At 68.9% G+C, this 12,981-nt stretch carries 11 protein-coding genes and 1 pseudogene; 4 read left to right on the top strand and 8 right to left on the bottom strand.

Features of this window, described 5'->3' with window-relative positions; genetic code table 11:
• Position 1 precedes the first annotated feature (1 nt).
• The 6 genes and pseudogenes from aroA to FRZ33_RS10445 form a co-directional block, all read right to left on the bottom strand.
• Positions 2-1,309: pseudogene (gene aroA, locus FRZ33_RS10470) on the bottom strand (3-phosphoshikimate 1-carboxyvinyltransferase).
• Positions 1,306-2,427 (bottom strand): histidinol-phosphate transaminase, encoded by a 1,122-nt coding sequence (gene hisC / locus FRZ33_RS10465; RefSeq protein WP_146909517.1) that lies wholly within the window; start codon positions 2,425-2,427, stop codon positions 1,306-1,308. The pseudogene aroA and the gene hisC overlap by 4 nt, the downstream one beginning before the upstream one ends.
• Before the next feature lies 1 nt (position 2,428).
• Positions 2,429-3,598, bottom strand: coding sequence for a prephenate dehydratase (gene pheA / locus FRZ33_RS10460; protein ID WP_146909515.1), 1,170 nt, complete (start codon positions 3,596-3,598; stop codon positions 2,429-2,431).
• A 3-nt stretch (positions 3,599-3,601) separates the two neighbouring features.
• Positions 3,602-4,687: a 3-phosphoserine/phosphohydroxythreonine transaminase gene (gene serC, locus FRZ33_RS10455; protein WP_146909513.1), complete on the bottom strand. Its 1,086-nt coding sequence runs from the start codon at positions 4,685-4,687 to the stop codon at positions 3,602-3,604.
• Positions 4,688-4,751: 64 nt separating this feature from the next.
• On the bottom strand, positions 4,752-6,746 hold the full coding sequence (locus FRZ33_RS16310) for a putative bifunctional diguanylate cyclase/phosphodiesterase (RefSeq protein ID WP_265468607.1): 1,995 nt from the start codon (positions 6,744-6,746) through the stop codon (positions 4,752-4,754).
• Positions 6,737-7,942 carry a PAS domain-containing protein gene (locus FRZ33_RS10445; RefSeq protein WP_146909510.1) on the bottom strand — a complete coding sequence of 402 codons (1,206 nt, stop codon included), beginning with the start codon at positions 7,940-7,942 and terminating at the stop codon, positions 6,737-6,739. Before FRZ33_RS10445 ends, FRZ33_RS16310 begins: the two co-directional genes overlap by 10 nt.
• A gap of 75 nt (positions 7,943-8,017) precedes the next feature.
• Between FRZ33_RS10445 and msrP the strand changes: the two genes are divergently transcribed.
• Together msrP and FRZ33_RS10435 are read left to right on the top strand one after the other, a co-directional pair.
• A complete protein-coding gene (gene msrP / locus FRZ33_RS10440) occupies positions 8,018-8,986 on the top strand; it encodes a protein-methionine-sulfoxide reductase catalytic subunit MsrP (RefSeq protein ID WP_146909508.1) in 969 nt (322 codons plus the stop codon).
• 29 nt (positions 8,987-9,015) lie between these two features.
• A complete protein-coding gene (locus tag FRZ33_RS10435; RefSeq protein WP_174755026.1) occupies positions 9,016-9,606 on the top strand; it encodes a protein-methionine-sulfoxide reductase heme-binding subunit MsrQ in 591 nt (196 codons plus the stop codon).
• Here FRZ33_RS10435 and FRZ33_RS10430 read toward each other — a convergent pair.
• On the bottom strand, positions 9,582-10,187 hold the full coding sequence (locus FRZ33_RS10430) for an FHA domain-containing protein (RefSeq protein ID WP_146909504.1): 606 nt from the start codon (positions 10,185-10,187) through the stop codon (positions 9,582-9,584). The two genes, FRZ33_RS10435 and FRZ33_RS10430, sit on opposite strands and share 25 nt — an antisense overlap.
• Before the next feature lie 366 nt (positions 10,188-10,553).
• On the opposite strand from FRZ33_RS10430, the gene FRZ33_RS10425 reads away from it, so the two are divergent.
• Positions 10,554-10,829, top strand: coding sequence for a polyhydroxyalkanoic acid system family protein (locus FRZ33_RS10425; RefSeq protein WP_146909502.1), 276 nt, complete (start codon positions 10,554-10,556; stop codon positions 10,827-10,829).
• On the opposite strand, the gene FRZ33_RS10420 is transcribed toward FRZ33_RS10425, so the two are convergent.
• Entirely contained in the window at positions 10,774-11,538 is a 765-nt protein-coding gene (locus FRZ33_RS10420) for a DUF8198 family protein (RefSeq protein WP_146909500.1), read from the bottom strand. The genes FRZ33_RS10425 and FRZ33_RS10420 overlap by 56 nt on opposite strands.
• Before the next feature lie 112 nt (positions 11,539-11,650).
• On the opposite strand from FRZ33_RS10420, the gene FRZ33_RS10415 reads away from it, so the two are divergent.
• Complete coding sequence (locus FRZ33_RS10415) at positions 11,651-12,913, top strand: patatin-like phospholipase family protein (RefSeq protein WP_146909498.1); 1,263 nt, start codon at positions 11,651-11,653, stop codon at positions 12,911-12,913.
• Positions 12,914-12,981 lie beyond the last annotated feature (68 nt).

Below are 12,981 nucleotides of genomic sequence, written 5' to 3'. Positions count from 1 at the left end.
GTCAGGCGGGCCGCAGAGCGAATCCGGCCGAGGTCGCCAGTTCGATGAATCCGGGGAAGGACGTGGCCACGTTGGCGCAGTCGCCGATCCGTACCTCGCCTTCGGCGCACTGGGCCGCGATGGCCAGGCTCATCGCGATCCGGTGGTCGCCGTGGCTGTCGGCAGACCCGCCACGCAGGCGCCCCCTCGATCACAGCCCCGTCGGGGGTTTCTTCGATCCGGGCGCCCAGGCACGCAGACCCGTGGTCATCACCGCGATCCGGTCCGATTCCTTCACCCGCAGTTCGGCCGCCCCCGAAACCACGGTCCGGCCCTCGGCCAGGGCCGCCGCCACGAACAGCGCGGGGAATTCATCGATCATGTCCGGCACCAGGTCCGTGGGCACCAGGATGCCCCGCAGTCGCGCATGGCGGACCCGCAGGTCGGCCACCGGTTCGCCGCCCTGCTCGCCCGGTTTTTCTTCGGTGATGTCGGCGCCCATCAGACGCAGCGCGGCCAGCAGGCCGGTGCGCCGCGGGTTCATGCCGACCCGGCGCAGCAGCAGCTCGGAACCGGGAATCACGGACGCCGCGACCAGGAAAAATGCCGCCGAGGAAAAGTCCGCCGGCACGTCCACATCGGTGGCGCGCAGGCGGTGCCCGCCACTCAGCCTTGCCCAGCCGGGCCCGAAGGTGATCGGCCAGCCGAAGGCTTCGAGCATGCGTTCGGTGTAGTCGCGGGTCGGATGCGGTTCGCGCACGGCTGTTTCGCCCGCCGCATAGAGACCCGCAAGCAGCACCGCCGACTTGATCTGCGCGCTGGCTATTTGACTTTCAAAAACAATGCCTTGAAGATCATTGTTAGCGTGAATTCTAAGTGGCGGAAGCCCGCCAGGCTCCGAATCGATCTCCGCCCCCATGCGTCGCAGGGGTTCGATCACCCGCCCCATCGGTCGCCGGGAAAGCGAGGCATCGCCAACCAGTTCGCTGGCGAAGCCCTGCCCTGCCAACAACCCGGTCAACAGGCGCATGCCGGTGCCGGCATTGCCGCAGTCCAGCGGTCCACTGGGCGGCTGCAGCCCGTGCAGCCCCACGCCATGCACGTAACGCTGCGCGCCCTCGGCTTCGATGCGCACGCCCAGGCGCTGGAAGATCGCCGCGGTTGCGCGCGTGTCCTCGCCTTCGAGAAACCCGGTGATGCGGCTGTTGCCTTCGGCCAGGGCCGCCAGCATGACGGCGCGGTGCGACACGGACTTGTCGCCCGGCACGCTCAACTCGCCGCGCAGGGGCGTGCCCGCGCCGGCCAGCCAGTCCAGGCGGCCGCCGCTCACGCCAGCACCTCGTCCAGTGCCTGCAGCAGACGGCGGTTTTCGTCGCGTACGCCCACGGTCAACCTCAGGCAGTTGGGCAGGCCGTACCCGCCCATCGGCCGCGGCACCACGCCGCGGGCCACCAGACCAGCCTCGATCGGGGCGGCATCCCGCCCGAAATCCACCAGCAGGAAGTTCGTCTGCGACGGCGCCACCGCCAGTTCGCGCGCCCGCAGGGCGTCGGCCAGGGCCTGGCGTTCGTCGGCATTGCCGCGGCAGACCTTGGCCAGGTGCTCCTGGTCGCCAAGCGCGGCTTCGCAGGCCGCCAGCCCGGGGCCGTTGACGTTGAAGGACTCCCGGGCGCGTTCCATCACCGCCACCAGTCCCGGAGCCGCCATCAGATAACCCACGCGCAGACCGGCCAGACCGTAGGCTTTCGAGAAGGTGCGGGTCACGACCAGGTTCGGATGGCGATCGAGCAACGCCGTGGCCGATACCAGGGCCGGGTCGGTCACGTATTCCAGATACGCCTCGTCGACGACTACCAGCACCGTCGGCGGCAGTGCCGCCAGGAAGGCGGCGAATTCCGCGCTCGAAAACCAGGTGCCGGTCGGGTTGTTCGGATTCGCCAGGTAAACCAGTCGCGTCGCCGGGCCCACGGCCGCCGCCAGCGCCTGCAGGTCGTGGCCTCGTGGCATCGCATGATCCGGCGGGAACGTTTCGGCCAGACGCAGCGTCGCACCCGCCGCCTGGGCCGCCAGCGCGTACACGGCGAAGCCGTAACGCGAGGCCAGCACCTCCAGCCGCGGACCGGCGAACACCTGGGCCAGCATCATCAGCAGTTCGTGCGAACCGTTGCCGAGCAGGAATCTTTCGACCGGCAGGCCATGCCGCGCCGCCAGGGCGCGCTTGAGGTCGCCGCCCAGCGGATCGGGATAGCGGTAGAGCGTGTCCACCGCGGCAAGCATCGCGGCGCGGGCCGCGGGACTCGGGCCGTGGCTGTTCTCGTTCGAACCCAGCTCGACCAGGGCGCCGGCCGCATGGGCCCGGCGCAGGGCCACCAGGTCGAGACCCGGATCGTAGGCCCGCAGGCCACGGATGCCCGGCTGGGCCAGCGCGGCGAAGGCCTGTTCGTCCATGTCAGAGCAAGGCGACCGGATACGAACCCAGCACCTTCACGTCGGCGGCGTAGTCGCCCAGTTCGGACAGGGCGCGCGCCACGGCGGTGTCCTGCACGTGGCCGCTGACGTCGATGAAGAAGGCGTACTGCCAGCGGCCGGTGTGGGACGGCCGGGATTCGATGCGGTTCATGCTGACGCCGTGTTTCGCGAACGGGCTCAGCACGTTGTACAGCGCGCCCGGCTGGTCGCGCACGTAGACCAGCAGCGAAGTGCGGTCGTGGCCGCTGGGCGAGAACAGTTCGCGGCCCAGCACCAGGAATCGGGTGGTGTTGTCGGGCCGGTCCTCGATCGGGCCGGCGACCACCTTCAGTCCGTACACATGGCCGGCGTTCTCGCCGGCGATGGCCGCGGCATCGTCGGCAGTGCGGGACCGGCGCGCCGCCTCGGCGTTGCTGGCGACCGGGATCTTCTCGGCCTTGGGCAGGTTCTGGCGCAGCCAGGCCTTGCACTGGGCCAGCGACATCGGATGCGAATAGACACGCTCGATGTCCTCCAGCCGGCCGGTGCGCGACATCAGGTGCTGGTGCACCGCCAGCTCGACTTCACCGCAGATCTTCAGCGGCGAGGTCAGGAACATGTCGAGCGTGGACTGGATGGTGCCCTGCCCCGAGTTCTCGACCGGCACCACGCCGAAATCGGCATGGCCGGCCTCGACCTCCTGGAACACCTCCTCGATGCTGGCCAGCGGCAGGCCCTTGGCGGAATGGCCGAAGTGCTTGTGCAGGGCCTGCTGCGAGAAGGTTCCTTCCGGCCCGAGGAATCCGACCTTCAGCGGCTCCTGCTGGGCCAGGCAGGCCGACATGATTTCCCGGAACAGCCGCAGCAGCACTTCGTCCGCCAGCGGGCCGTCGTTGCGGTCCAGTACCTGGCGCAGCACCTGCGATTCGCGCTCGGGACGGTAGTAGTCGACGGCGGCCTTGAGCGGCCCCTTGGCCTTGCCGACCTGCTGGGCCCAGCGCGCGCGTTCGGCGATCAGGCCCTGGATCTGGCGGTCGATGCCGTCGATGCGCTCGCGCACCTCCGACAGCACGAGTGGTGCGGTCGGCACCGCGACCGGGGTCCTGGCCGCGACCTTTTTAGCCGCGGTCTTCTTTGCGGGCTTGCCGCCGGTGGGCTTGCGGGTGGCCATGGCTCAACCGTTCCGCCGGGCGAAATCGGCCATGAAATCGACCAGGGCCTGCACACCGGCCTCCGGCATGGCGTTGTAGATCGAGGCGCGCATGCCGCCAACGGCACGATGACCCTTCAGGCCCAGCAGGCCGGCGGCCTCGGCTTCCTTCAGGAAGGGTTTGTCGAGCGCGGCGTCGGGCAGGAAGAACGGCACGTTCATCCACGAACGCGCGGCCGGCGCCACGGCATTGCGGTAATAACCGCCGGAACCATCGATGGCCGAATACAGCAGCGCGGCCTTGCGGCCGTTGCGGGCGCCGATCGCGGCGGCGCCGCCTTCGGCCTTGACCCACTTCAGCACCAGGCCCAGCACGTACCAGGCGAAGGTGGGCGGCGTATTGAACATCGAATCGTTCTTGGCCTGGTTCTGCAGTTCGAAGATCGGCGGCAGCTCGCGGCCGTGTTTGCCCAGCAGGTCCTTGCGCACGATGGCGATGGCCAGGCCCGAGGGGCCCAGGTTCTTCTGCGCGCCACCGTAAAGCACGCCGAAGCGGCTGACGTCGATGGGCTTGGACAGGAAGTTCGAGGAGATGTCGGCCACCAGCGGCACGCCGCCCACGTCCGGGATGTCGTGGAATTCGACGCCGTGGATGGTCTCGTTCGGCGTGTAGTGCACGAAGGCCGCGCCCGGAGTCAGTTTCCAGCCGGCGCGGTCGGGGATCGACGTGTAGTTGCCGTCCTTGCCGCTGGCCGCCACGTTCACCTTCAGCGACGGCTTGCTGTTGTCCAGCGCCTTCTCGCCCCAGTGGCCGGTGAGCACGAAATCGGCGGTCTGCTCCGGGCCCGCGAGGTTCAGCGCCAGCAACGCCGACAGCGTGGTCGCACCGCCCTGCAGGAACAGCACGTGGTAGTCGTCGGGAATCGCCATCAGCTCGCGCAGGTCGCGCTCGGCGGCGGCGGCGCAATCGACGAAGGCCTGGCCGCGGTGGCTGACCTCCATCACGGAGGCGCGCTCACCCTGCCATTCCAGCAGCTCGGCCTGGACCTGGCGCAAAACGGGTTCGGGCAGCGCGGCGGGGCCGGCGCTGAAATTGAAGGCTCGCGACATCGGAAAACCTCGGGGAAGTGCGCGTTGGCAGGCTAGCACGGCGGAACCGCGCCTCGGAAGTTGCTCAGCCGACGATGCGCGAACCTGCCAAGAGCATTTGCTCGAAGTCCTCCGGCGGCAGCGCGCGGGAGAACAGGTAACCCTGCCCGTACTGGCAGCCGACCGACTTGAGCAGGTCGCGCTGGCCTTCGGTTTCGATGCCCTCGGCGGTCAGCGCCAGGCCCAGTTCGTCGGCGAAACCGGTGATCGTGCGGACGATGGCGCGGTGGCGCGGGTTGGTCTCGATGTCGCGGATGAACAGCTGGTCCATCTTCAGCGCGTCGAAGGGCGAGGCGGCGAAGGATTCGAGCGAGGAATAGCCGGTACCGAAGTCGTCCACCACCAGGCCCACGCCGAGGGCCTTGAGCGAGAGCAGGCGCTGTTCCGCCTGGCCCCGCCCGGCCCGGAACGCGGTCTCGGTGACTTCCAGGCGCAGGCTGGCCGGCGGCAGCTGGTGCGTCTGCAGCAGGGTGAACACTTCCTCGACGATCTCGGCCGACACCATCTGCCGCTCGTCCACGTTGACGTTCATGCTCAGCCCGGTGAACTCGGGGTAGGCCTTGCGCCAGGCCGCCAGTTGCCGGCACGCCTCGCGCAGCCCCCAGGCGTCCATGTCCACGATCAGGCCGGTCTCCTCGGCCACCGCCAGGAAATCGCCGGGCGGCAGCAGGCCACGCAACGGGTGGCGCCAGCGCACCAGCGCCTCGGCGCCGACCAGGCGGCCGCTGGCGAGCTCGATGATCGGCTGGTAGTGCAGCCGGAACTCGGCGCGTTCGAACGCCAGCCGGAAGTCGGTTTCCAGCTGCAGCCGGCTCAACGCTTCCTGGTGCATGGCTTCGTCGAAGATCACGTAGCCGGACTTGCCGGCGGCCTTGGCGCGGTACATCGCCGTGTCGGCGTCACGCAGCACCTGGTCGGGCGATTCGTAGTTGCGCTGCCCGATCACGATGCCCAGGCTGGCCGCCGAGAACACCTGCTGTCCACCGATGTCGAAGGGCTGCTCGAACAGCTTGAGCACGCGCCGTGCGATCTCCACCGCCCGGTCGCGGTCGCAGTCGCCATCCGGCAACAGGGTGAACTCGTCGCCGCCGTAACGCGCGATAAGCACGTCGCTGAGCAGGCTGTCCTCGAGCCGGCGGGCGATCTCCACCAGCAGGCGGTCGCCGGCGCCGTGGCCCAGGCTGTCGTTGACCCACTTGAAGCCGTCCAGGTCCAGGAACAGCACCGCGTAGCGCCGGCGCCGGCGGTCCGCGGCCTGGGACGACAGCAGCATGGACTCCGCCAGCCGCTGGTTGAACAGCATGCGGTTGGGCAGGCCGGTCAGCGGGTCGTGGGTGGCATGGAAGCGCAGGCGTTCCTCGGCCTCTCGCTGGCGGGTGATGTCGAGCACGGTGCCCGTGAGGTGTTCGACCCCGTCCAACTGCACCGGGCCGATGCTCACGCGCACGAACACCCGGCGTCCATCCCGGTGCAGCAGGCAGGTGCCGAAATCGGGCGGCACGTGCTCACCCGCCTGCCGAAGGCGGTCGCGTTCCTCGGACTGCGGAACCACCTCGGGCGCCATGATCTCGCGATAGTTGCGGCCGAGCAGTTCGGCCTCGGTGTAACCGAGCAGATTGGCGAAGGCGTGGTTGGCGTAGGTGTAAACGTCACCGCGCATGATGAACACGCCCACCTGGCTGTGTTCGACCAATGTGCGATAGCGACTCTCGGAATGCTGCAGCGCCACCTGCATCCGGTGGCGCTGATCGATGTCCAGCACCGAACCAGTGAAATGCGCCGGTTGCCCCGCCTCGTCGCGGATCAGCAGCGCGCTGGCGCTGACCCATTTCAGCTCACCGTCGCGGGTGCGGACCCGGGTCTCGTAATGGCTGAAGGAGCCGTCGCGCAACGCACGTTCGACCAGGTGCCGGCGCTCTTCCGGGTCGGCGTAGACCTGCAGCATGTCGGCGACCGAGGCCTTGAGCTGTTCGGCGCTGTCATAACCGAGGATCCCGGCCATCACCCGGTTCACCTCCATGATCCTGCCGTCCAGGCTGGTGCGGAACAGGCCGGCGGGGAATGTTCGAACAGCTCGCGGTAGCGGCGTTCGGCTTCGGCGATGGCGTGCTGGCGCTGGCGCTCCTCGGTGACGTCGCGCAGGGTGCCGGTGGAGGCGATGTCGCCCTGGTACTGGACGGCGTCGGCGCGCACCTCGCACAGGATGCGTTCGCCGCCCTTGCGGCGCAGGTGGATCTCGTAGACCTGCGGTTCGCGCGATCCGGCCTCGCGTTCGGCCCGGCGCCCGGCCTGGGCGTCGCGGTCGTCGGGATCCACCAGGGACATGTAGTCGAGTCCGGTGATCTCGCCGTGGCCGTAACCCAGGATGCGCGTCATCGCCTCGTTGGCGAACAGCACGCGACCGTGCTGGATCAGGAACACGCCGTCGCGGCTGTTCTCCACCAGCACCTGGTACAGCGCCTGCGACTGCCGCAGCGCCTGCTCCGCCTCCACCTGGGCGGTGATGTCCTCCAGCGAGCCTTCGAAGAACAGCGGCGCCCCGCGCTCGTCGTGGATGGCGCGGGCGTTCTCGCTGATCCAGATCACCCGGCCGTCGCGGCGGCGCACCTGCGAGCGTTCGCTCTCCAGGCGACCGCCGGCGCACAGGTGGTCGTGGAACTTCCTGGCCTGCAGGGGGTCGATGTACAGCGCGCTGGCGTCGCGCGAGCATTCATTCAGCATCTGCAGCGGCGATTCGTAGCCCAGGATGCGGGCCATGGCCGGGTTCACGTCCAGGAACCCGCCGCCGGGCAGCCGGCGGTAGATGCCCTCCGAAGCCGCCAGGTACAAGGACCGGTAGAGCGCATTGTCCGGTTCGGGTTCGCGGATGTCCTCGCCGTCGGGAAGGAAATGCAGCAGGCAGAACATCAATGTCTCACCCTCGTCCTGGGCGAATTCGACGCTCAGGTGGCCCGGGCGGATGCGGCCATCGGCGCAGGCCAGGCGCATGGGCATTTCCACCACGCGGTGTTCGGCACGCAGGACGCTCCAGATGCGCGCCCTGAAGCCGGGGTCCGGCCACAGGCCCACTTCGATCGGCAGGCGGCCGATCACCTGGCCGCGACGGTAGCCGGTGCTACGCTCGAAGGCGGCGTTCACGCCAAGGAACACGCCATCGCCGGCACGCAGCACGGCAACCACGCTTTCCGACGGCTCGAACGCCTCGACCAGGCGCATCCTTTTTCCCCCTGGCTCCCTCTGGCCGAGTATAGCCACCGAATCCGCCCCCACGGGGCCCCGCGGAGCCCACCCGTGAAGTACCGAAACGACCCGAACATCCCGCCTTCCGAGATCACGCCCGAGCCGGTCTACCGCGCCCGGCGCCAGCTGATGGGCCTGGGCCTGGCCAGCCCGCTGCTGGCCCTCGCCGGCTGCGCCGGCGCCGATGACGGCGCGGCGGCCGTTGCCGCCACGTCCGCCGGGGACAGCGCCGACGGCTTCCGCGCCGCGGACGAGCTGACCCTGCTCCAGGACGTCACCAGCTACAACAATTTCTACGAGTTCGGCACCGGCAAGGTGGACCCGTCGAAGAACGCCCATACCCTGCGCCCTTCGCCCTGGTCGGTCGTGGTCGGCGGCGAGGCCGACATCACGGGCACCTTCACGCTGGAGGATTTCCTTGGCGGCAACGCGGTGCAGGACCGCATCTATCGCCTGCGCTGCGTCGAGGGTTGGTCCATGGTGATCCCCTGGCAGGGCATCCCGCTGGGCGACCTGCTGAAACGCTTCAAGCCCAATTCGCGCGCCAAGTACGTGGCCTTCACCACCCTGGCCGACCGCGAGCAGATGCCGGGCATCCGCTGGCCGGTGCTGGACTGGCCGTATCGCGAAGGCCTTCGCATCGACGAGGCCATGCACCCGCTCAGCCTGATCGCAACCGGCCTCTACGGCCAGCCGCTGCCGAACCAGAATGGTGCACCGCTGCGCCTGGTGGTGCCGTGGAAATACGGCTTCAAGAGCATCAAGTCGATCGTGCGCATCGACTTCACGGAAGACATGCCGCAAACCAGCTGGAACATGTCGCAACCGTCCGAATACGGCTTCTATTCCAACGTGAACCCGGACGTGGACCATCCGCGCTGGAGCCAGCGCAGCGAACGCCGCATCGCCGGCAGCGCCAGCAAGCTGTTCGCCAAGCGCATCGACACCCTGCCCTTCAACGGCTACGCGAACCAGGTGGCGTCGCTGTATTCCGACATGGACCTGCGCAAGTGGTTCTAGGTGGTCGTTTCGACCCGCGCTGGTTCGGCCTGAAGGCCGCGGCGCATGTCCTGGCGTTGTGGCCCCTGGCCAGCCTGGTGCGCGGCGTCATCCAGGACAGCCTGGGCGCCGACCCGGTGGCCGCCATCACCCACGCCACCGGCGACTGGGCCCTGCGCCTGTTGCTGTTGTGCCTGGCGATGACGCCGCTGCGTCGCGTGCTGGGCCAGCCGTGGCCGATCCGTTTCCGGCGCCTGATCGGCCTGTACGCCTTCTTCTACGCCTGCCTGCACCTGGCGACCTACCTGGTGCTCGATCTCCAGGGCTACTGGATGCAGATCTTCGACGACATCGTCAAACGTCCCTATATCACCGTCGGCTTCACCGCCTGGCTGCTCTTGCTGCCGCTGGCGCTGACTTCCACCCGCGGCTGGATGCGGCGGCTGGGGCGGCACTGGGGCCGGTTGCACCGCCTGGTCTACGCCGTCGGCGTGCTGGCGGTGCTGCATTATCTGTGGCTGGTGAAATCGGACCTGCGCGAACCGCTGATGTACGCCGGAATCCTGGCGCTGCTGCTTGGCCTGCGGCTGTGGTGGCGCCTGCGCCACCCTCCGGTTCAGCCGCCGATGCGCGGGGCGTAGAGCAGATAGGTCAGGGCCGCCGCCAGCACGGTGGCGGCGGCGATCAGGTACAGCAGCCCGACCGGGTCGCGGGAATTCCGCGGCGACCGCGGCTCATGCTGGGGCGCCGGTGCCGGATCGGCGGCAACGGGTACACGCACGGCCTTCAAGGTCTGGGTGTGGGTGGTGACCTGGGGTTTTTGTGCGCCGGACTGGCCGCGGTTCGGCAGGCCGGGGGCCTCCAGCACGAAACGATGCTGGTCAATCGAAACCTGGTCGCCGGGCGACAGCACGGCGTCACGTACCGGCACGCCGTTCAGCAGGCTGCTGTCGTTGCCCAGCGCACGCAGCACCACCCGGTCGTTGTGCAGCTCGACCATGGCGTGGCGTTCGGCCACGGCCACGTCGTCCAGGCGGATGTCGGCCGAACCGGCACGCCCCAGCAGCCGCGGCTCGGTGAGGGTGTAGGTGCGGCCGAAATGCTGCCCCGAGAGTCCACGCAACACGACCCGGGCGGCCGAAACCCGCTGCGCCTCGTTCATCGGCGCCGGCGGTCCGCTGGGGATGCGGCGTTCGATTGCCGGCTCGTCGTCGGCCCGCACAACCAGGCGCAGCTTGTCCAGGCAGACCAGGTCGCCGGGGCGCAGCTGCGCCAGGCGCCGGACCGGTCCGTCGCGCGTTCAGGTGCACGCCCGGGGCGTCGGCGGGAACCCGCAACCATAGGCCGCGGCGGTCCTGGAGGAAGCTGGCATGCAGCGGGGCCAGGCCGCTGCCGGCCAGGCACACCCGGTTGCCGTTGCGGCTGCCGACCGTGACCTCGCCCTGCAGGGCCACATTGGCGTGTTCGCCGTTTGGAAACGTCAGCTGCATCCAGGATCCTCCGGCGGCGAATCTAACATGGCCGGTCGCCGGCGCACCCTTGGTGTGTACGGCAAAGCAACGCAGAATAGGCCGCCGAGGAGGGCCCCATGTCCAACATCGATATCCGCCGCAAACACGCGCGGCCGCTCAAGGACGCACGCGCGGCGGTCGAACGCGTGGCCGAGCACATCGCCGAGAAATTCGACGTCGAGTACGGCTGGAACGGCAACACCATGGATTTTTCCCGCGGCGGCGTGGACGGCCACATCGCCGTGACCGGCAAGGAAGTCCACGTCACCGCGACCCTGGGTTTCCTGTTGATGGCGATCAAGGGCCCGATCGAGCGCGAGATCCACCGTTACCTGGACCAGGAGTTCGGCTAGTCCCGAACGGATCCCTGTCGCCGGCGAACAGGCGGCGCGAGGCTTCCCGTTCGCGCCGTCCGATGGCCTCCAGGAAGTCGCCGGCGCCGCCCAGAGCCTCGAAGGCACCGAAGCCACGCTCCAGGAACCCCTGCAGCTCCGACAGCCCGGCCGCCCGCGCCGGCAGGCGCGACGCGCGCAGCAGCTTGAACACGCCGTGTTTGCGCACCGCCGCGTCCAGGGTCCAGCCCACGCCCAGGATCAGTTCGATCTGGTGCCGCCGCAGCCGCGGACAGCCGACGGCGCGGTAAGCCTGGCCGTAGTGTTCGACCGTGATCGCCGCGGCGGGATCGCGACGTTCCGCCAGCGCCGCCGCCATGCGCAGGTCGAAGGCGTGGCTGAGCACGGCCAGCTCGATCGCATCGGTGGCCGCCACCAGCAGGCTGTCGGGCAAGAGCCGGGACATCAGCGGCATGATCCGGGCCACGTCGCGGTCGCGGGCGGAAAAATCCCGTTCTCCATACAGATCGGTCAGGAAGAACTCGGCTGCCGGCCGCATGCGAGGGTTGGCCAGGAAGTCCTGGAAGCTGTCGGACAGGCGCCGGGTCTGCCAGGCACGCAGCGGTGGCAGGGTCGGCAGCCGGTTGCGCGGCTCGCGCACGGGATCGTGCAGGGCCTGCTGCCAGGCCAGGCGCTGCGCCAGGCGGTGGCGCTGGAAGGCATGGCTCATGCGTCGGGACCGGGACGGGGGTGACGGGTTTGGGGAATACGCGACTTCACGCTTGTCCGGGCAGGTGGGCGGGCTACAATCGCCGCGCCTTCGATGGAGTGTTACCGACAATATGCTAGTTCTGCAGCCCGCCCGGAAGCGCCGGGAAGCCAGCCAGGGCCGGATCGGCCTGGCCATCGCCGGCGGCGGCCCGATCGGCGGCATGTACGAGCTGGGCGCCCTGCGCGCCCTGGACGTGGCCATTGAAGGCCTGGACCTGACCCGGCTGGAGGTCTACGTGGGCGTCAGTTCCGGCGCCTTCCTGGCCGCCGGCCTCGCCAACCGGCTGGACACCGCCGAGATGTGCCGCATCTTCATCAGCGGCGACAGCGACCAGGTGAAGTTCCGCCCCGAGATCTTCCTGCGCCCGGCCTTCCTCGAATACTTCCGCCGCGCCTCCGCCCTGCCCCGGCTGGCCTTCGACTGGTGGAAGGACGTATTGACCGACCCCACCGGCTCGCATCTGAGCGAGCTGATCAGCCGTTTCGGCGGCGTGATCCCGACCGGCCTGTTCGACAACCGCGGCATCGAACGTTTCCTGCGCCAGGTGTTCACCATCCGCGGCCGCAGCAACGACTTCCGCGAACTCGCGGCCAAGCTGTACGTGGTCGCCGTGGACCTCGACAGTGGCCAGCCGGTGCGTTTCGGCAGCAAGGACTGGGACGACGTACCGATCTCGCGCGCGGTCCAGGCCAGCTCCGCCTTGCCGGGCCTGTACCCGCCCGTGGACATCCGTGGCCACCATTTCGTCGACGGCGCCCTGCGCCGGACCATGCACGCCTCGGTGATCCTCGACCACGGCATCGACCTGATGCTGGGCATCAATCCCTTCGTGCCGTTCAACGCCAGCGGTGGTGGCCAGCCACCCGAGGGCATGGACAAACTTTCCGAAGGCGGGCTGCCGGTGGTGCTGTCGCAGACTTTCCGCACCCTGCTGCAGTCGCGCATGCAGGTCGGCCTGGAGAAGTACGCGCAGCAGTATCCGGACACCGACCAGGTGGTATTCGAACCGAACGAGGACGACGGCGAGATGTTCTTCACCAACGTCTTCAGTTACTCCTCGCGCCAGCGGGTCTGCGAACACGCCTTCCGTTCGACCCTGGGCGACCTGCGCAAGCGTCGTGCCGAGCTGGCGCCGGTACTGGCCAAACACGGCCTGCGCCTGCGCGACGAAGTGCTGGACGACCCGGCGGCATCGATCATGGACGGCCTGGGCCTGGCGCCGAAGCCGACCGAGACCACGGCACGCCTTCGGCGCGCACTGGACGACGTGGACGCACTGGTCCGCGACCGCCACCCCAATCGCCGCCGCCGAACTGCAACACGCCGCCGATAAGCTTCCGCCGCGCGCCGGCTCTGGTGTGAATGCTCTAGACACCCGGCGCAGATTGGCGCCACACGGGC

Origin of the sequence: Arenimonas daejeonensis (assembly GCF_007993735.1) — a bacterium.
Lineage (GTDB): Bacteria > Pseudomonadota > Gammaproteobacteria > Xanthomonadales > Xanthomonadaceae > Arenimonas > Arenimonas daejeonensis.
The sequence above is the reverse complement of the archived record's forward strand: the minus strand, read 5'-3'. Positions and strand labels throughout refer to the sequence as shown.